Origin of the sequence: Rhizobium sp. CB3090 (genome assembly GCF_029714285.1) — a bacterium.
Lineage (GTDB): Bacteria > Pseudomonadota > Alphaproteobacteria > Rhizobiales > Rhizobiaceae > Rhizobium.
On record NZ_CP121665.1, the window covers coordinates 204257 to 223976 of the forward strand.

At 60.6% G+C, this 19720-nt stretch carries 13 protein-coding genes and 2 pseudogenes; 10 read left to right on the forward strand and 5 right to left on the reverse strand.

What is annotated here, in order from left to right; all coding sequences use genetic code 11:
* Nucleotides 1–4: 4 nt before the first annotated feature.
* From QA646_RS30435 to QA646_RS30455, 5 genes and pseudogenes are all read left to right on the forward strand, one after another.
* On the forward strand, nucleotides 5–1345 hold the full coding sequence (locus QA646_RS30435) for a cation diffusion facilitator family transporter (RefSeq protein WP_283061107.1): 1341 nt from the start codon (nucleotides 5–7) through the stop codon (nucleotides 1343–1345).
* 79 nt (nucleotides 1346–1424) lie between these two features.
* Nucleotides 1425–1703, forward strand: coding sequence for a metal-sensing transcriptional repressor (locus tag QA646_RS30440; RefSeq protein WP_097600902.1), 279 nt, complete (start codon nucleotides 1425–1427; stop codon nucleotides 1701–1703).
* A gap of 4 nt (nucleotides 1704–1707) precedes the next feature.
* Nucleotides 1708–1962 (forward strand): annotated as a pseudogene (locus QA646_RS30445) (DedA family protein); the annotation flags it as partial.
* Nucleotides 1886–2320, forward strand: a pseudogene (locus tag QA646_RS30450) (autotransporter outer membrane beta-barrel domain-containing protein); the annotation flags it as partial. The pseudogenes QA646_RS30445 and QA646_RS30450, both read left to right, overlap by 77 nt.
* 176 nt (nucleotides 2321–2496) lie before the next feature.
* Nucleotides 2497–2844, forward strand: a complete 348-nt coding sequence (locus tag QA646_RS30455) for a hypothetical protein (protein ID WP_283061108.1) — start codon at nucleotides 2497–2499, stop codon at nucleotides 2842–2844.
* 106 nt (nucleotides 2845–2950) lie between these two features.
* Here the strand turns inward: QA646_RS30455 and QA646_RS30460 are convergent, their stop codons facing one another.
* Both QA646_RS30460 and QA646_RS30465 read right to left on the reverse strand, forming a co-directional pair.
* The gene (locus QA646_RS30460) at nucleotides 2951–3226 is read right to left on the reverse strand and encodes a hypothetical protein (protein ID WP_283061109.1); all 276 of its coding nucleotides are present in this window, start codon (nucleotides 3224–3226) and stop codon (nucleotides 2951–2953) included.
* Nucleotides 3227–3558: 332 nt separating this feature from the next.
* Nucleotides 3559–6054 (reverse strand): methyl-accepting chemotaxis protein, encoded by a 2496-nt coding sequence (locus QA646_RS30465; protein WP_283061110.1) that lies wholly within the window; start codon nucleotides 6052–6054, stop codon nucleotides 3559–3561.
* Nucleotides 6055–6160: 106 nt separating this feature from the next.
* Between QA646_RS30465 and QA646_RS30470 the strand changes: the two genes are divergently transcribed.
* Genes QA646_RS30470 through QA646_RS30480 form a run of 3 tightly spaced genes read left to right on the forward strand, consistent with a single transcriptional unit; the run spans nucleotide 6161 to nucleotide 7054 of the window.
* Entirely contained in the window at nucleotides 6161–6403 is a 243-nt protein-coding gene (locus QA646_RS30470) for a hypothetical protein (protein ID WP_283061111.1), read from the forward strand.
* Nucleotides 6393–6677, forward strand: a complete 285-nt coding sequence (locus tag QA646_RS30475; RefSeq protein ID WP_283061112.1) for a hypothetical protein — start codon at nucleotides 6393–6395, stop codon at nucleotides 6675–6677. The genes QA646_RS30470 and QA646_RS30475 overlap by 11 nt, the downstream gene beginning before the upstream one ends.
* Nucleotides 6656–7054: a hypothetical protein gene (locus QA646_RS30480; RefSeq protein WP_283061113.1), complete on the forward strand. Its 399-nt coding sequence runs from the start codon at nucleotides 6656–6658 to the stop codon at nucleotides 7052–7054. Before QA646_RS30475 ends, QA646_RS30480 begins: the two co-directional genes overlap by 22 nt.
* Before the next feature lie 535 nt (nucleotides 7055–7589).
* Here the strand turns inward: QA646_RS30480 and lspA are convergent.
* Nucleotides 7590–8063, reverse strand: a complete 474-nt coding sequence (gene lspA, locus QA646_RS30485) for a signal peptidase II (protein WP_283061114.1) — start codon at nucleotides 8061–8063, stop codon at nucleotides 7590–7592.
* A 939-nt stretch (nucleotides 8064–9002) separates the two neighbouring features.
* Between lspA and QA646_RS30490 the strand changes: the two genes are divergently transcribed.
* Together QA646_RS30490 and QA646_RS30495 are read left to right on the forward strand one after the other, a co-directional pair.
* The gene (locus QA646_RS30490) at nucleotides 9003–9476 is read left to right on the forward strand and encodes a hypothetical protein (RefSeq protein WP_283061115.1); all 474 of its coding nucleotides are present in this window, start codon (nucleotides 9003–9005) and stop codon (nucleotides 9474–9476) included.
* On the forward strand, nucleotides 9452–10237 hold the full coding sequence (locus QA646_RS30495; protein WP_283061116.1) for a PhzF family phenazine biosynthesis protein: 786 nt from the start codon (nucleotides 9452–9454) through the stop codon (nucleotides 10235–10237). The genes QA646_RS30490 and QA646_RS30495 overlap by 25 nt, the downstream gene beginning before the upstream one ends.
* Nucleotides 10238–10508: 271 nt before the next feature.
* Here QA646_RS30495 and QA646_RS30500 read toward each other — a convergent pair whose 3' ends face one another.
* Both QA646_RS30500 and QA646_RS30505 read right to left on the reverse strand, forming a co-directional pair.
* Nucleotides 10509–11063, reverse strand: a complete 555-nt coding sequence (locus QA646_RS30500) for an invasion associated locus B family protein (RefSeq protein WP_283061117.1) — start codon at nucleotides 11061–11063, stop codon at nucleotides 10509–10511.
* Between the two features lie 30 nt (nucleotides 11064–11093).
* Nucleotides 11094–19694 carry an autotransporter-associated beta strand repeat-containing protein gene (locus QA646_RS30505; protein WP_283061118.1) on the reverse strand — a complete coding sequence of 2867 codons (8601 nt, stop codon included), beginning with the start codon at nucleotides 19692–19694 and terminating at the stop codon, nucleotides 11094–11096.
* Nucleotides 19695–19720 lie beyond the last annotated feature (26 nt).

Sequence of the window (19720 nt, forward strand, 5' to 3'; positions counted from 1 at the left end):
TGCAATGTTCGCCAACGTCAAGCAATGGTTCGGCTTCGGCCACGCCGATCACGCGCACGGCCATAGCCATGGCTCGCATAGTCATTCGCATGGAGACGAGGGCAGCCATGGCCATACGCACGGCGTCATCGATCCGAGCATTGCATCTTCCGAGCGGGGTATCTGGGCGATCAAATGGTCCTTCGTCATCCTGGCGATCACAGCGTTGCTGCAGCTCGTCGTCGTCTTCACTTCGGGAAGCGTCGCTCTGTTGGCCGACACCATCCACAACATCGGCGACGCCGCCACCGCCATCCCGCTCTGGATCGCCTTCACGCTCGTCCGCCGGAAGCCGACCAGGACCTTCAACTATGGCCTCGGCAGGGTCGAGGACCTTGCCGGGATGGTGATCGTCCTGATCATCCTGTTCAGTGCGATCGTTGCCGGATACGAGGCGATCGACCGCCTTATGAACCCGCAGCCCATCACGCAGCTTCTGGCGGTGGCCGCCGCCGGGGTGATCGGCTTCATCGGCAACGAAGCGGTGGCGGTGTTCCGCATCCGCGTGGGCAGACAGATGAACAGCGCCGCCCTGATCGCCGACGGCTACCACGCCCGCACCGACGGCCTCACGAGCCTGGCGGTGGTGCTCGGCGCGGTCGGGGTCTGGATGGGCTTCCCGCTCGCCGATCCGATCATCGGTCTGCTGATTACCATCGCGATCTTCGGCATCGTCTGGCAGTCGGCGCGGTCCGTCATCACCCGCGGCCTCGACGGCGTGGAGCCGGGAACGGCGGAGGAAGTCCGTCACGCGGCAGAGCACGTCAAGGGAATCGACCAGGTCGTGGACGTGAAGGCACGGTGGCTGGGCCACAAGCTGCATGCCGACGTCACCATCGCCGTCGACCCATCCAAGACAGTCGCCGAGGCGAATGCGTTGGTCACCGCTCTCCGGAACGAGATGACCGCCCACCTGCCGGCGCTCGCCACGGCGACCATCCAGCTCGATTCCGCCGGCGTTCCCGCGGCGGCCGATCACGGACATCACCATGCCCCGGCTCCGTTCGCGGTAAGTTCCCGTTTGGCGACCGGACTGCTGGAGATTATCGATACGCCCGAGGGCGAGCGCATGCGGCTTTCTATCTCGAAGCACGCGCATGGACTGGAGGCGGTCGTCGAAATCGCCCGCGAAAGCGGCGTGGAACGGTTGCCGCTCCTTCCCTCCTCCGTGGATCATCATGCGTTGATCAGCACGGTCGCGCCCGCCGAACCGCACGAGTTCGACGCCGTGCTGAAGCTGATGGCGGGCATCGAGGTCGACGACCTTCCGTTCCGAATGGAAGAACCGGAAGGGCACCATCACTGACCTTCCCCCAGCGGTTCTTGCGGCGTAACGTCCGTCGGCCAGAGCCGCGATAGAGTCTTCTGGACTGGAAATGGACACGATGACCGAACCGCACACGCATGCCACCCATCCCGAAATCGTCAAGCGCCTCAAGCGTGCAGAAGGCCACCTCCGCAGCGTCATCGCCATGATCGAGGGCGGCAAGCCGTGCCTAGACATTGCCCAGCAGCTCTCGGCGGTGGAGAAGGCGATCGTGAACGCTAAGCGGACGCTGATCCAGGACCATCTCGACCACTGCCTTGAGGAGACGGTCGGCGCCCTGCCGCTCGACAAGCGACAGTCGATCGACGAGTTCAAGACGATCACGAAATACCTATAGGCCGATGCTTGATGTCGCCGCATATGGCGGACTGTTCCTCGCCGCATTCGCGGCCGCGACCATCCTGCCGATGCAGTCTGAGGCGGCCCTCGTCGGCCTCATTCTCACGGAACGGTATTCGACGATCCTGCTCGTCGCCGTCGCCAGCTTCGGCAACGTCTCCGGATCGGTGGCCAACTGGTTCCTCGGGCGCTGGATCGAGCGGTTCCGGGACCATCGATGGTTCCCGGTCTCCTCCGCCGCGCTGGAGCGCGCGCAGCCCGCTCGACGCCTCGACCTATCACACCGTGACCGTCGACAATTACGTCGGTAACTCCGGCGTGCTTGCCCTCCACACCGCGCTTGGCGGCGATACCTCGCCGACGGACCGGCTCGTCGTCACCGGCGACACCTCCGGCACCAGCACCGTCAAGGTGATCAATGTCGGTGGTGCCGGCGCGCAGACCGTGGAGGGCATCAGGATTGTTACGGTCGGTGGCGCATCGAATGGCACCTTCAGCCTGGCCGGGGATTACACGTTCCAGGGACAGCAGGCGGTGATCGGCGGGGCATACGCCTATCGTCTCTACAAGGGAGGGGTTTCGATGCCCGCTGATGGCGACTGGTATCTGCGCTCCGCCTATACTCTTCCGGCTGCTCCGACCGATCCCGTGCCGGCTCCGCAACAGAGTGGTCTCACCCTGCCTCTCGAATATTTTCCTGCACCATGTGCTGGAATGAGTGGTTCGAGATCGAGGTACGACCGCGGCTTCGCGGGACCTGCACCCTCGCACGGTACGCCGACGACGCCGTCATGGCATTCGACAATATCGTCGATGCCCAACGGGTCCTGGCAGTGCTGGGTAAGCGTCTTGAACGGTTCGGGCTTACGCTTCATCCCGACAAGACACGCCTCGTTGACTTTCGCCCGCGAAAGAAGGAGCACACACGGCATCCCGAAACGGATGGCGCTAACTTTGACTTTCTCGGCCTGACCCACGTATGGGGACGGTCGCTCAGAGGAAAAGACATGGTGAAAATCGGCATTGGTCGATCCGCGACCAGCATCGCCACCTCTCCTCCATGCTGCGGGGCCACTTCGCCTACTATGGTGTTGGTGGGAATAGTCGACGGGTGCGATGGTTCGCCAATCAGGTCGTGAGGATATGGCAGAAGTGGTTGTCGCGGCGAGATCGCCAAAGCGTCGTCCGGTGGGCGCGCCTCAACGAGATCCTGAAACGCCACCCGCTGCCACTGGCCAGGATCGTTCATAAGTTTGCCACCGTCAGCCAAGCTCTACCATGAGGAACCGGATGCGGGAAATCCGCTCGTCCGGGTCTGTGAGGGGTGGTGATGGTAACGTCCCCACCTACTCGGCACAGCGCGTGATTGCCGACGCGGAACTGGCCGACGTCGTCAGACACGATCACCGTGTTGCCCATTAGGCCGTGGTGACGGATAGAACCCCACAGGCCGGCCTCGGCATGCGTGCCGATCTCCTGTCGGTCGAAGATGTCGATACCCTTTTCAGCCAGATGCGTCATGAATGGCACCTGGTTGCAGAAGCGCTGCGGTTCAAGAGCGCGAAGTCCGGCAGGAATGGCCGCATCTGTTGAGTTTCAGCTCGGTTTGCACGACTTTTTCATTTCGCATTGTACCAACTGATTGCGTTTCTCGTGTTGATCGAAAACATTTTCTTGCGGTGTGGGCGGATCCGTCCGAAATGAAAAACTGGATCAAAATTCGTGCGATAATCAATAATCGAGAAGCTGAAAGCTCAAAAGTGGTTGACCTGAACACGCCGAATAGAGAAGAGCCCTTCATCGGACAGTCGTGTAGTCAGCCTGGATCAAAAGGCGATTAACAACCCTCGGCGTTACGCTGCCGCGGTCCGCAGTCCGACACGCGTTGAACGGCGGGTTGCGAACTGCGCAACCAACTGAGCCAGCTTTTCGGTCTCGTGCACGAGAGTTTGTGATGCGGCGGTTGTCTCCTCGACCATGGCGGCGTTCTGTTGCGTAACCTTATCCATCTCGTCGCCAGCCATGGAAACTTCCCGAAGGCTCACGGCCTGCTCTCTGGCCGCCATCGCAATCTTGTCTATGATGGCGCTAATGCCGCCCACCTGTTCGCAGATTTCCCTAAGCGACATCCCCGTCTCGTCAACAAGCTTGACGCCTGTTGTGACCTGAGCTGTCGAGGTTGAAATCAACCCCTTGATCTCGCGAGCGGCACCCGCAGATCTTTGGGCAAGTTCGCGCACTTCTTGTGCGACCACGGCGAAGCCTTTGCCCGCTTCCCCGGCTCGAGCAGCCTCCACCCCCGCATTGAGTGCCAGCAGGTTCGTCTGGAATGCGATTTCGTCGATCACACCGATGATGCTGCCGATCTTTGCGGACGAATCCTGGATTTCGCTCATCGCACTTATTGCGCGCTCCACCACCGCTCCGCCGCTTTCCGCATTTGTCTTGGCGAGCGCGACTGTCTTCTCGGCGTGGCCCGCACCATCAGCAGTGGTGTTGATGCCGGTGGCCACCTCGCCAAGAGCGGCAACCGTTTCTTCGAGGGAGGCGGCCTGCTGCTCCGTCCGGCGGGCAAGATCGTTGGATGCGCTTGATATTTCGAACAATCCTGACTGAATGGTCCCGACACTCAGGATGACAGCGTCGATCGCCTCCTCCAAAGTGGAAACCGCACTGTTGAAGTGGTCTCTGATCCCTTCATATCTCGAATCGACCGCTCCGACGCGTGCTGTCAGGTCTCCTTTGGAAAGTGCATCCAGACCGCTGGAAATCTGGCGGAACGCGTGTTCCATCGCCTGTGCTTCCGTCATACGTTCAGCTTCACGTTCAAGCCGCATATTTTCCGCCTGCCGCCTTTCGCGGTCGGCCTCGGCTTCGGCATTGATCCGGGCGCGGTCATTTTCCTGGAACACCTGCAGAGCGCCGATCATCTCCCCGATTTCGTTATCGGTTTTGGCGAGCTCCAGATGCGTGTCAGATTCTCCCCTGGCCAGTCGCGCCATTGCCTGCGCAACTTGCATCATAGGCCGTGCAACCGAGCGGACCATGAAGAACGCAATCGCCATAGCCAGCACGAGGCTGAACAAGCCAGCCCCCCACATCCAGGACGTACCCTGATTACCCTGGAGCTCGGATTTCAACGCAATTTCGCCTGCGATCTTAACAATACCCTCGGTGACGCCTTGTGATGTCGACACGACCAGCGAAGCCTGCTGATCGAACGATGCCAAATTCGTCTTCAAGGCGTTGACAGTCTCGCCCAATTGGGCAAGTTCGGCGGTCATATCATTGCCGGACGTCTTGGCCAGCATGCCGCCCATAGCTTGCGCCTTTTCCAGGCCTGCAGTGATAATCGCGGCGGCGTCATCGGAGGGTTGGAGGCGATATCGCTCGACTTGAACCAGGGTATCCTTCAACACAGTGGCGAAGTTGCGTGCAGTTCCGGACACGATACGTGCTTTAGATCGCGCGTTGTCCTTCTCGCTTTTGGAGGCCAGTTCCGTTTCTGCCGATTTGCGGAGCGCCTCGTTGAGCTTCTGAGAGGTGGCGGAAATTTTGGCGAAAAGCGCAAAGTCCTGCGTCGACGATAAAGCTGAGCCGTTGTCTTTCGACAGGGTTGTCTGGATCTCCGCGAAGGTGTTTGCCAGGCTGCTGACGATCGGCTGGATGTCGGGTGTTCCTCCAAGCTTGACAACTTCAGCCAGGCTGACCTGGGCACGAGCCATGGGTTCTGCGATCTGATCGGGCGATATCTGGCGACCTAATGCGGAGCCTTTTACCAGTGCCAATTCGACAGCATTCATCCCGTCGCTGAAATTGCCGGCGTTTTGGGTAAGGATACGGATGGTGTTTAGACTAATCAATGCGTTGTTCGAATTGGTCTCGGCCTGGTTGGCGACATCCTGCGCACTCTTCTCAGCCTGCTCAGCCGAGGAAACCAAGCTTCCGGTCGCATCACGCAGAGCGACGGCTGCTTTCTGAACCGCGTCCTGAGAGACTGCGAGAGCTTTGACCGCATTCGACATCATCGAGATGCCATCCGAGAGCTGCGAGCCTTCTTCTTTTGACAGCGCCAGAGAATTGAGCATTGCTTGCGCCGTGTCGAGGGCGCTGACTGCTTCATCGATCCGCTTGGGTTCTTTGCTGACAAGATACTGGATGATGGCGCCTTCAGCCTTATTGGCTCCAATAAGTACCTTTGAAGTATCGACAGTCTGAGACACGGCACCTGTCAAGCTTCCAATACCGCGAATTCCGACAAACGCGACCAGGACAACCGATATGAGCAATAAAGCCATCCCACTCGATGTTCTGAAACCGATAGACTTCACCTTTTGGGACAGTTTCATGCTCTAACCTCTCTGTCGCGGTGTAACGCCGCCCAAGCACTCATCGAATGCTAAGAAGAATGGATAAAAAAGTGCTTAAATCCGTTGCCAAGATTAGAAACGCAAATTGCTTCATCATCTCGATAAGTACGCCGATCTTGACGCGAGCGGGCAATTGGCGGCATCCGATCATCGGTGTGGGCAGACTCCTGCCATCAAAGAACCCGTGCTGCCCGACCGCAAGCCGTCCGCCGAAAACTCCCCAACCGCCAATCCCACCATCGCCGCCCGCTGCTTGAGGATCGCATTGACCGATTGGGGATCGAGTGCCCGCCTCGGCACCGTGGCCGCGCCGCAGAGTGCTTCTTGATGACAGCGTCACCCGGCGGGGCACGTTTATTCCGCCGGACCCATTCGGGCGGAAAGTGCTCGAATTCCGCCGGCGCAGCGAGATAGCAGTCCACCTGATGGAGCAGAAGGACGAAGGCAGCGCCTACGATCAGGATTCACGAACTGAGCAGCGTGATGACGGGCCGCAAGGCAGGGGACCGCAAGTTTCGGCGCAGTCGGCCGAGACGCGTCTCGTGGAATTGATCGACAAATTTACGAAGGAGACGGGAATATGGCAAATCTCGACGTTATAAAAGCCTCGTTCGCCGACATGAACGAGCAGATGGAGATCATCAAGAAACATCTGCCGTCCGATCGGCAGCCGCAGATCGACAAGTTACATGGCAAACTCCGAGGGTCGCAAGCGCGGATGCTAGCCATCCAGGAAGGCATCGAGAAGAGGCGTGGCGCCGTCGAGGGCGACCGTTTTGTCGCTCCCATCAAGTATGAATTCCGCCAGTTTGTGGCCGAACAGCTTGCGCCGTCATTCGCTATGTCACCCGCAAGGACACCGACAAGCAAGCCGTTGCCTTCACGGATCATGGCGACAAGGTCGAAATCAACACATGGAAAGATCGCGAGGCTGTGCTTGCCGCCATTTAGGTTGCCTCGAAAAAATGGGGTAGCCTGACAATCAGTGGCACCGAGAGTTACAAGAGCCTCGCCATCGAACTTGCCGCTGTCCGCGCCGAGCGCTCCATCGAACAGAATCCGCCAACGCCGATACCGGCCGACATCAACCAGTCGCCGGAGATCGAGCGGCAGCGCCAGGTTCAACAGGAATTACTCACCGAAAAGCAGGCGAACTGCGAGGAGGAAGCCAAGAGGGACAGAGAATGTCACAAGCCGAAGCAACGACAGTGATTGGGACTCCTGTCCTAATTTAAGGTCGGCGGTTATGGGCATACCGAGGAACAGTATGCGTGGCGCGCCGGATGGACAGCATTGTAATGATTATCGCGAGATTCTGACGCGCTTTTTCATTTCGCGGTGGTCCAATCGACCTTTAAACGCTGTTTACGGACGAGATGATAGCCCGGATATTGTTGGTCAACGCGAAGTGAAAAAGTGGGTAAAGTCGTGCTGCAATTCAATAAAGACAGCACTCATCTATGGCACCGGCAGCTCCATAGGTCGCGGCGCCGTAAATTCCTAATAATTTTCAGTCAGAAGTGAGCCTTAGGCGTTCTTCCATTGAAGACCAGCGCCATGGCTATGCCGAGAAAGACGAAAATGTCAGCGACATTAAACGAGTAAGGATTCGTAATTCCGCAGCAGCTCATGTTCAGGAAATCGGCCACAGCGCCGTAGGCGATCCGGTCAAGGGCATTTCCGAGCGCTCCGCCAATGACAAATCCTATCGCTACCGGCATAAATCTGCCAGTAGTGTTACGCGCCCAAGCTATCAGCGCCAACGAAACAAGCACATCGAATGCAGCCAATACCCAACGGTTGGCGTAGTGGTTGAGCATTCCGAAATCGACGCCCTCGTTCCACGCCATCAAAAACTGAAGATAGGGTGGCGACACAGGAAGGACGTGAAGGGACGCTAAATCCAACCATTGGATAACGATCAGCTTAGAAACTTGATCGAGCGTGATCGCGATTAGCGCTGCGATGGCCATCCGAAGTAGTTGCATCACCTAAGCTCCTTAGATGTGGTCGCAAGCGCCGCCGTTTTAGGTACGAACGCCCTATTCTCGACGTCACCGTTGCTCGCTGATTCGAACCCCGATCGCCCCCGTGTGTAATGGTGGAAAAGATCTTCGTCGAGATGGCTCTCCATTTTGAGCAGATCACCTTCGCTCTTATGATCGCCGTAGACACGTCTATCGAGTCGCGCCTCTTTCGTGCCTCGCATTTATTGCCGGCTGCCCGCACACTCGACTCGGGCAACCGAAAGCAACGAGTTGGTCGTCAGCGTATGAATAAAGCCGGATCTGCTGCCGCGAAGTGAGCTAATTGGTCACGAAGGCTTTGAGAAATGCAGGTCTGGCGATCAGGCTAAGTGCCGAGGTGAGATAACGCCACTTGCATCGAGATGATCAACCCGGAGGCGCTCCATTCGCGCGAAATTCGTCCGCGGAGTGCAGCCGTAACGATCGCCCGTTCAAGCTGCCCGCCAAAACCTTCTGCGCGAGGCGCGGCGTCCATTGTCGGACACCCGTCTCGGCCCAGATCAGGTGAAGGTTTTGTCCCTCAGTCAAGCATTGGATGGACAGTTCGCCTTCGACGGAGAGGCATCCATATTTGGCGGAATTGGTCGCAAACTCGTGAAAAAGTACGCGCAAGCGACGTCACAGCCGTTCCTCCGACAGCCATGTTCGTCCCTCCAATTTTAATCCTCGTCTGCGACGCATTGCGAAACGGCGCGACAATGGCTTCCAGCAGCGCAAACAATGTCGTCTTGCGATTGCCGTTCACTTCGCCGTCGATGAGGTCAGGCAAGATGAGATCATGAGCGCGCGTTAGAGCGCCAAGCGTTCATGCAGTCCGTCTGCCAGTTCGTCCACGCTTTGTGCTGAACGCTTGGTCTGGGAAATCAGGGCCGACGCTACCGAAAAGAGATTCTTGATGCGGTGGTTGATTTCCCGGAGCAGGAGCTTTTGACGATATTCGAGGCGACGACGTTCCGAAATGTCTCTGGCAATCTTCGATGCGCCGATGATTTTGCCTCTTTTTCCACGAAAGGGCGAGATCGTGACAGAAACCTCGACAAGGTTGCCATCCTTGCGCTTTCGCACCGTCTCGAAATCGTCAATCCGCTCGCCACGGCGGATTCTTTCAAGAATGGCATCCTCTTCCTGTATCCGATCCTCGGGAATCAGAATGAGAATGGACTGCCCGATCGCTTCAGCCGCCGAAAAGCCGAAGATGCGTTCCGCACTCGCGTTCCAGGTCGTGATTGCGACATTATGGAGCAAGTGCCACAAAGCATCGACGTGTCCCTTGAAATTGTCACGGCGACAACAAGCGAATTGACTGCTTGGTCAATCAGCGGCTGTCTGGAGCAAATGAACGGAGACTTATGTTGGTACAGATTTTCCAGGTAGACGCCTTCACGCGGCGGCGCTTTGGCGGCAATCCGGCTGCCGTGATGATCCTCGAAAGCTTCCTCGATGATGCGCGTCTGCAGGACATCGCCGCCGAGAATAATCTCGCAGAGACCGCATTCCTGGTTCGTGACGGCGCCGACTATCGTTTGCGTTGGTTCACCCCGACCGTTGAGGTGCCTCTATGCGGCCATGCCACGCTCGCAAGCGCTGCCGTGGTTCTTGAGCGGCTTGAGCCGGGTCGGGAGGTCGTAACCTTCCATTCCGCAAGCGGCCCGCTCGTCGTCTCCCGTTCGGGGGACAGCTACGTTATGGACTTTCCGGCTCGGCCCATGCTTGCCACTTCCACGCCCGAGGCGCTGACCGCCGCGATCGGGCAGAACCCGACCGAGACTTTGGTGGATCAGCATAACTATCTCGCGGTCATGGAAACTGCCGAACAGGTTCGGAAACTGGCACCTGATCTCGGGGTAGTCACCCTACTTGGCCGGGCTGGCCTGATTGTCACCGCACCGGGCGACGATGGTTATGACTGCGTCAGCCGCTATTTCGCCCCCGCCAAAGGCATTCCTGAAGATCCGGTCACGGGCGGAGCGCATTGCGCGCTCGCGCCCTACTGGGCGAGCCGGCTCGGCAAAACCAGCCTACGCGCATTCCAGGCCTCCGCGCGTGGTGGTGAGCTACGTTGCCGTACTTTCGGCGAGCGCGTTGAGCTTGAGGGTTCCTGCGTTTTCTACCTCGAAGGCCAGGCAGAAATCTGATGCTGCCATCCGGACCGCTTGTGTTTTCAGCAGCGCCGACATAGTTCCGGCATTATAGAGCCCTTCGCTTGAATCGTATGGAAATTAGCCGCTGTCGCCGAATGCGGCTGTTGGATATCGAAAGAAGCCGGAGCGCTTGCGGAGCATGCTCACCAACTCGCGCGACGGAGCAACGGCCAAACTGCATATCCTGCGCGAAATTGAACACGCTGGCGCGCGCATGGAGGATATCCCGTGGCCGGCATCGCGATCGATCTCGGCCGCTGGATCTTCAGTTGCTTCCAAGCGCAGCGAGACGGTCGACAGCGGCTGGAAGACCTTTGAGGGAGATAGGAAGCGTCAGTTCCTTTGCGTCCATGCCTTGAACCTTGACCTTAAGCGACGTGCCGGTTTTGAGGGCAACCACGGCTTTTGCGTCGAAACCCAAAGAAACGAGGCACCCCGCCGGCAGGCACGTCGAAAACCGAAGCGGCTTCTGCGGTGCGGCGTCATCGATCTGTAGAACGACGCCGGCATCAAGGGCAAGCCCGAACGGCAGGATGAGGTTTCCAGCGAGCGTTCCATCGGCGTTTCGCCTGAGTTCGATCGCCATCACCCGCTGCCCGTTCTGCTGCGTCTGCTGCTGTGAGACGGTGCAGATGGCCTGGGGAGTGCTCTGGCAAGCGAGGCTCCAATCCTGATAGGTCTCCTGCAGGGACGAGGCGCCGTTCGGCAGTTTGGAAACACCATCCTGCGCGAATGCGGAGCCCGCCAGCGCAAGAAGCGCCACAGCTACTGAAGAGAATTTGGAAGAAGAGAAGCCTGCCACCGTTAAAAACCTTTCCACGTTGCATTCGGATTTGAAGGCCGCCAAGCCCTACCAGCTGACCTTGAAGCCGACCTTTGCGCCGGCGGCGTTGCTGTCGCCGAAGTCGGCCAAGCTGGTCCGGGCGAAGGCCTCGCCGTAGACGGTGGTCCTGCCGCCAAGGTTCAATGACCCGCCGAGCCCGACTCCACCCCACAAGGGCTGATTCTTGCTGGCGAGGCTGGCACCGGACACGTTGACGTTCGAGCCGTCGAGGAAATCATAATAGAGGTTGGCGATCCCATAGACATGCGATCGGTTGATCTGTCCGGCGGCATTTTTCCATCCACTCTCATAATCAGCCGAAAGACCGATCCTGCTGATCAGCGATTGGCCATCATCGAGCGACACGCGGGCGCCATAGGGGTCGGTGAAGTCGTCGAATCGCACCGAAGAATAGCTGAGCTGAGCCTGCGGCGTCAGCGACCAATTGTCGTGAAGCGAGAACTTCTGGCCGGTCTCGATGCTGAGTGCATAGCCGAAGCCGTTATTGCCCTCGGTGAGCTTTCTCCCGAGAGTTGCGGAGGCGAGATCGGTGTCGTACCAGGTCGCCTGTGCCTGGGCGTCGGCGTAGAAGCCGCTATTGCCGTACCAGGTGAGCGAGCCGCCGAGACCATAGCCGTTGGCATCGATCGAGCCTGTCCCGAAGATCGACGAAACATTCGACGAGACCGTTCCGTAGTGGAGGGAGAGCGCGCCGGTCAAGGCGCCTGCTTCGCTGTCGTAGAACAGTCCATCAAGACCGGCCTCGAACTTCCATGTCGTAGCGGTGTAATCGGCGCCTGTCGTCGATCGCTCGGGATCGAACTTTGAATGTGCCGCCTCGATGCGCGCCCAGATGGCCTTTCCGCCCGCTGGCGTCTGGTCGAGTATGTCCGTGCCCTGCGCCATGGCCTCACCATTGCCCCACGACCGGTTGCCGATGCGCTGCTGCAGGGTGTCGAGCTCGTTGAAGCTCTGCAGGACGCCGGCATAGGCCTCATAGAGCGGCACGCCTGGTGCATAAAGCGGTTGCGGAGCCGGCACGGGATCGGTCGGAGCAGCCGGAAGCGTATAGGCGGAGCGCAAATACCAGTCGCCGTCGGATGGTGTCGAGACGCCGCCCTTGTAGAGGCGGTAAGCATAGGCGCCGCCGATCACCGCCTGCTGTCCCTGGAACGTGTAATCCCCGGCCAGGCTGAAGACACCATTCGATGCACCACCGACGCTCACGATCTTGATACCGTCCGTCGTCTGGGCGCCGGCGCCGCCGACATTCATCACCTTGACGGTGCTGGTGCCGGAGGTGTCGCCGGTTACGACGAGCCGGTCCGTCGGAGAAGCATCGCCGCCAAGCGCGGTGTGAAGAGCAAGCACGCCGCCGTTGCCGATGTAATTGTCGACCGTGGCGGTGTGGTAGGTCGAGGCGTCGAGCGGGTTGGATGGCGCGGCATAGGCGACTGTTCCGGCATTGCTCAGCGTCGTGAGCGAGGAATTGCCGGTCACGCTCCAGCGGCTGGATGCATCGATCGTCATCGCCACCGGATCGATCGAACCGGAGAGGACCGAGCCGTTCGTCAAGTTGACGAGGCCGGTGCTGGAAGCATCCGACATGATATTGCCGTTCAGCGTCGCGCTGCTGGCTGTGAAGGTGACATTGCTGCCGTTGGTGAGCTGCAAAATATCGCCGTTGCTGGAACCGAGATTGGGTGCGCCGGAGATATTGATGTTCGCATTGCCGCCGTCGGCGAGAATGGCCGGCCCGGCACTGGATGTGAGTGCGCCGCCGGAGATATTGACCTGGCTCGCCGTACCGCCGCCCGCAAGCGTCAGAGCGACCATCCCCGAAACCGAGCCCCCCGCGACATTGACGGTGCTGCCGCCATTGACCGTCACCGCCCCTGCACCGCCAGCCGCTTGCGTGAACGTGCCGCCGGCATTCACCGTCACCTGATCGATAGTTCCTTGATTGACCAGCGTGCCGCCATCGATCGTGGTGCCGCCGGTATAGCTATTGTTCCCGGCCAGAACCAGCGTGCCAGCGTCGGTCTTGACGAGCTGGCTGGTGCCGGCAAGCTCCGATGCGATGGTGGAGGTAATGGCAGCTCCGGCGCTAGTGCCGTCGCCAACACGGATCGTTGTCGTGGGGCCGCCGACCAGCTCGATGGCGCCGCCCTGAATGACATAGCCGTCGGTCATGAACTGCATGCCCGAGGCGGTCACCTGACCATGGCTGTTGTCCACCGTCACCGTGCCGGTATTGCCGGCAAAGACGGCAAAGGCGGCTTGGCGGTAAGGGGCGTTGACGACGCCAGTGCTGTTGGTCCAGTTGTCGTTTTCGGTCGAGACTTGCCAAACCCCGTCGCCGCCATTGATGACCCCGCTGCCCCTCGCACCGGAGCCGCCATCCCAATAGTTCAGGGTCAGTCCGGCCGTATTGACCAGGTTGACCTGGTGGGCGATGGCGGTCTGGAGAAAGTAGTCCGTCGACGGGATCGATCCGAAAGAAAGACCGTTGTCGGTCAGCGTGCCCGCATAGTTGAACAGGCGGTAGGCACCGGGGCCGAATATGCCGCCTGACGGGACAGTCACATTGAGCGTGCCATCGAGTACTAGGTTGCCACCGACGGTCGTCACGTCGTTGAGGGAGTTACCGGGCGCATTCGCTTGGCCTAAGCTGTAGTTCAGGATCGAGCCGCCCGAGAGCGTCAGGTTGCCAGCGATGGAGAGCGTGCCGGGCGTGCCGTTCGCGGAACCGGGCGATAGCGTCGCCCCGTCGGCAATCGCAACATTGCCGCCGATCGTGCCGCTGCCGCCGAGCGTGGCGCCGTTTTGAACCGAGGTCAGGCCTGTCGCCTCGCCCTGGTTGCCGTTGACATAGAGGCTGCCAGCCGAGACGGTTGTGGTGCCGGCATAGCTGTTGGCGCCGGTCAGCGTCAGCGCCGCAGCCCCCGTCTTGGTGAAACCGCCGACGCCATCGATCGCGCCGTTAGCGGTCAGGTCGCCGATCGTCTCAAAGGTGCCGCTGCCGGCCCCGAGCGTGGCGCCACGCGCAAGCGCAAGGGTCGTCGTGTTGCGCAACGTGCCGCCATCGAGGATTAGGTTCCCCGACACGGCGCCGAGATTGGCGTCGCTTGTAAACTGCAGCGTACCCTGGTTGATGCGGGTGCCGCCGGTAAAGGTATTGTCGCCGGTCAGCACCAATGTGCCGAGATCGGTCTTGACGAGCTGCGAATTGCCCTGGAGGACGGATGCGATAGTCGCCGTATAGCTGGCGCCTGCCGACGTGCCATCGCCAACACGGATGATCGATTGCGGCCCGACAAGGGTGACGCTGTCGCCCTGTACTGTGTAGCCGTTGGTTGCGAACTGCATGCCGGCGGCCTGCACCTGGCCGTTGGTATTGTCGACCTGGACCGTGCCTGCCGTGCCGGCGAAGATGGCGAAGCTGCCATTGGAGAACCGTGCGTTCAGATGCCCTGTGTCATCGGTCCAGTTGTCGTCGCCGGCGGCCCGCCATGTGCCGTTGCCGCCGTTGACAAGATCGTTGGATTTGGGACCGGCATCCCCGTCCCAGTAATTGAGAGTCAGGCCGGCGATGTTGACTAGATTGATCTGGTTTGCGACCGAGGTCTGCACAATATAGTTGGGTGAGTTGTCGGCCAGCCCGAGATTGGTCAACGTGCCGTCATAGCTGATGACGCGGTAGATGCCCGGCCCGAAATTGCCTCCTGGTGTCTCCGATACATTCAAGAGGCCGCCAAGGGTCAGATTGCCGTGCACAAGGGTCAGGTCGTTGTAGGGTCCGCCGACCATGCCTGCCTGCCCGAAATTGTAGTTCAGTGTCGAGTTGGCGGCAAGGGTGAGATTGCCGTTGATCGTCAATGTGCTGGGCGTCGAACCGACATTGCCCGGATTGAGAGCGCCGTTGTCGAGCACACTGACATTACCGCCGATCGTGCCTATGCCGCCAATCGTGCCGCCGGCCTCCACCGTGGTCGCCCCGGTTGCCGCAGACTGATCGCCGTTGACGATGAGCGTGCCTGTATGCACATTCGTCGCGCCGGCATAGCTGTTGTTGGCGGTCAGGATCGTTACACCGCTGCCGCTCTGATCGAGGCCGCCGGTGCCGGAGATGAGCCCGCCAAAGCTGTAGGTGTCGTTGCGGTTGAAGGTGAGCGTGCCGTTATCGACGACATTGCCGGTAATCGAGCCGCTCGCACCGCCATTGCCGAGCTGCAAGGTGCCTGCTGCGATCGTCGTGCCGCCGGCATAGTTATTGTCGGCGGCAAGCACGAGTGTGCCAGTGCCGCTCTTGGTAAGAGCCCCTGTCCCGCCAATGGCACTGCGGAGCGTCAGCGTCGTCAGATTGTCGGTGTCGAAGATGCCGCCGCCGGCACTGAGCGTTGCTGCGCGCGCCGAGGTGAACGACCCAGTCGTGTGCAGGGCGCCGCCATTGAAAGTGAGCGCGCCGGCCGCATCGCCGAGATTGGCGTCGGACGCTACCTGGACTGTGCCGCCATTGATGACGGTGCCGCCTTGGTAGCTGTTGGCACCATTAAGAACCAGCGTGCCGCTGCCTGTCTTGGTGAGCGTACCGGCGCCGCCGACCGAGCCGCCGAGGCTGATGGTATCCAGCGCATCGAACGTGCCGCCGCCCGTGTTGAGCGTGACCGTTCGGTTCGAGACGACAGATGCCGTATTGGTGAGTGTGGCACCGTCCAGGCTGAGCGGACCGTTTGCAGCACCGAGGTTGGCATCGGAGGATATTTGCAGCGTGCCGCCATTGATGGCGGTGCCGCCGGTATAGCTGTTGCTTCCAGACAGAACCAATGTGCCGAGATCGCTCTTCACGAGTTCGCTGCTGCCTGTGAGATTGGAGGCGATCGTCGCGGCAAAGGCGGCACCTGCCGTCGAGCCGTCGCCGACGCGGATGGTTGACTGCGGCCCAACCAGCTCGACATCGCCGCCCTGGATTGCGTAGCCATTCGTGGCGAACTGCATGCCGGCTGCCTGCACCTGGCCGTTGGTGTTGTCGACCGTTACAGTGCCTGGAGCCCCCTGGAAGATGGCGAAGCTGCCATTGGCGAAGGGAGCGGCGAAGAGGCCGGTACCATCCGTCCAGTTCTGGTCGCCCGCGGCCCGCCAGGTGCCATTGCCGCCATCGATGACGCTATTGGAATGCGGACCGACGTCGCCGTCCCAATAGCTGAGCGTCAGTCCCGTCGAGTTGACGAGGTTCACCTGGTTTGCCACCGCCGTCTGCACGAAATAGTTCGGATCGGTGATATCGAGGCCGTTGTTGGTGAGCGTGCCGCCATAGTTGAAGATGCGGTAGACGCCTGGGCCGAAGGTGCCGCCAGCTGTCTGTGTGACATTGAGCGTGCCGTCGAGGGTCAGATTGCCGCCCACGGTGATCAGGTCGTTGAGCGAACCACCGGAGGCGTTCGCCTGGCCGAAATTGACGTTGATGTTCGAGGCACTGTTGAGCGCCAGCGCACCATTGATGGTCAAGGTGCCGGGGGCATTGCCGGCAGCACCAGGGGAAAGCGTGCCGCCACCGGTCACTGTAACGTCGCCGCCGATGGTTCCAATACCCCCGAGGGTGGCACCGCTCGCAACCGTGGTAAGCCCCGTCGCCGCCGACTGGTCGCCGTTGACGAGCAAGGTGCCGGCATTGACGTTGGTCGCGCCACTGTAACTGTTGATGCCGGACAGTGTCGTAATCCCGCTGCCGAGGTTACTCACCGTGCCAGTGCCGGAGATCGCGCCGGCAAAAGAATAGGCGTCCGATCGGTCGAATGCGAGCGTACCGTTGTTCGTCACATCGCCACTGATCGAGCCCGACACGCCGCCGTTGCCGAGCTGCAGCGTGCCCGCAGAGATCGTTGTCCCGCCGGTATAGCCGTTGTTCGCTGTCAGGACAGTCGTGCCGGAGCCGATCTGATTGACCGCGCCACTGCCGGAGATCAATCCGGCGAAGGTGTAGGTGTCCGATCGGTCGAATGCGAGCGTGCCGTTGTTGGTTACATCGCCGATGATCGAGCCCGACACGCCGCCGTTGCCGAGCTGCAGCGTGCCCGCAGAGATCGTTGTCCCGCCGGTATAGCCGTTATTGGCCGTAAGGACAGTCGTGCCGGAGCCGATCTGATTGACCGCGCCACTGCCGGAAATTAGTCCGGCGAAGGTAGAAGTGTCCGAACGATCGAACACGAGCGTGCCGTTGTTGGTTACATCGCCGATGATCGAGCCCGACACGCCGCCATTGCCGAGCTGCAGCGTGCCCGCGGAGATCGTCGTCCCGCCGGTATAGCCGTTATTGGCCGTAAGGACAGTCGTGCCGGAGCCGATCTGATTGACCGCGCCACTGCCGGAAATTAGTCCGGCGAAGGTGGAAGTGTCCGAACGATCGAACACGAGCGTGCCGTTGTTGGTTACATCGCCGATGATCGAGCCCGACACGCCGCCGTTGCCGAGCTGCAGCGTGCCCGCAGAGATCGTTGTCCCGCCGGTATAGCCGTTGTTCGCTGTCAGGACAGTCGTGCCGGAGCCGATTTGGCTGACCGAGCCGCTGCCGGAGATCAATCCGGCGAAGGTGTAGGTGTCCGATCGGTCGAAGGCGAGTATGCCATTGTTGGTCACATCGCCACTGATCGAGCCCGACGTGCCTCCGTTGCCGAGCTGCAGGGTGCCCGACGCGATCGTCGTGTCGCCGGTGTAGCTGTTGTTGGCCGTCAGGACGGTGGTGCCGGAGCCGATCTGATTGACCGCGCCGCTGCCGGAAATCAGCCCGCCGAAGGTCGAGGTATCGGAGCGGTCGAAGACGAGCGTGCCGTTGTTCGTCACGTCGCCGGTGATCGCGCCGGACGTACCGCCGTTGCCGAGCTGCAGCGTGCCCGCCGAAATCGTCGTACCGCCGGTGTAGCTGTTGTTGGCCGTCAGGACGGTGGTGCCGGAGCCGATCTGATTGACCCCGCCGCTGCCGGAAATCAGTCCGGCGAAGTTAGAGGTATCGGATCGGTCGAAGGCGAGCGTGCCGTTGTTGGTCACATCGCCGCTGATCGAGCCGGACGCGCCGCCATTGCCGAGCTGCAGCGTGCCAGCCGAGATCGTCGTACCGCCGGTGTAGCCATTGTCTGACGTCAGGATCGTCGTGCCGGAGCCGATCTGGTTGACCGCGCCACTGCCGGAAATCAGTCCGGCGAAGGTGTAGGTGTCCGATCGGTCGAAGGCCAGCGTGCCGTTGTTTGACACGTCCCCCGTGATGCTGCCCGACGTGCTTGCGCTGCCGAGCTGCAGCGTGCCGGCCGAAATCGTGGTGCCGCCCGCGTAGCTGTTGTTGCCGGTGAACACCGCCGTGCCGGTGCCTATCTTGGTGAGCGCGCCCGTGCCGCTGAACGGCGACGCAGCGGTGACATTGAAGGCGCCGGTATCGAGCGTGAGCCCGCCAGCAGCGATGTTGAGGCCGGTGCCGGTAAAGCCGCTGATGAAGGCCGGGCTTTGGCCGCTGGCGGTGGCGCGCAGCGTGGCGCCGTCGAAATTGGCCTGCACCGTTCCTGGACCGGCTGTCAGCTGCCCCGTGGAAAGGGTGCTGCCCCCAGATAGGTTGAGCGTGGCCGTTGAGGCCGCCACGGCGGTCATTGTCACCGTATTGGCAGTCGCAGCCGCTCCGTTGGAAACCGTCAACGTACCCTGGCCATAGGCACCGATGTTGAGTGCCGCGCTGGTGTTCAACTGGGAGCCCGCGCCGGAGACGGTCACCGTGCCGGTTCCCGCTCCACTCAGGTTGTTGCCAGCGATCGTGATAATGCCGGTGGCGGTCACCAATGCGCCGTTTGTCACGTTGAGCGTACCGCTGCCGGTTCCTGAATTGCCCTGGCCCCTGCCGACCGTCAAAAATCCACCCACATTCCAGCTGGATCCTGCACCGGAAATATTGGCGGTGCTGGTGGTGAACGATCCGAACATGAATGTGTCGCCCGAGGTCAGCGTCCCGCCCCCCGTGACATTCAGCGTCCCCGTGGCCGCGCTACCGGCCCCACCGAAATTCAAGGTTCCCAGACTGACGCTTGCACCATTGGCGATGTTCAGCGTACCTGTACTGCCATTGTTGAAACCGATTCGAGTTTGGGCAGAACTCGACCAGGACGATCCAGCGCCTGTGACCGTGACGGTCCCGTTTCCGGCTTGGCCAATGTAGTTCGTGCCCGTCGTGACGCTGGACGACAGCATGCTCCCGTTCTGAATCGTCAGCACGCTCGTGCCTGTCGTCGTGCCCATCTGCAAGTTGCCGATCGTCGAACTCGCCGCGCCGGACACACCCAGCACCGCAGGATTGGGCGAGTTCGTGTTGATCGTCACCGTGCCGGTGCCGTTCGGGGCCGTGCCCGTCGACCAGTTGCTGCCGACCGTCCAATCAGTACTCGTCGTGCCCTTCCAGACCTGCGCACCGGCCGGGGCCGGCCAGCCGCACGCGACCATCGTACCGAGACTGACACCGGCCAACAGCGCGTGAGATCGGCGCTTCCAGTCTCTGCCTTTGCCGCGCCCAACTGAAGAAAACACGGTCGAAAAACGGCGGCTACGGCTTTTGATTTTCGCGCGCTGGGCAACGGCGATCGCAATCGACGACATGATTGTTCTTTCGATCCTGCTGTTTG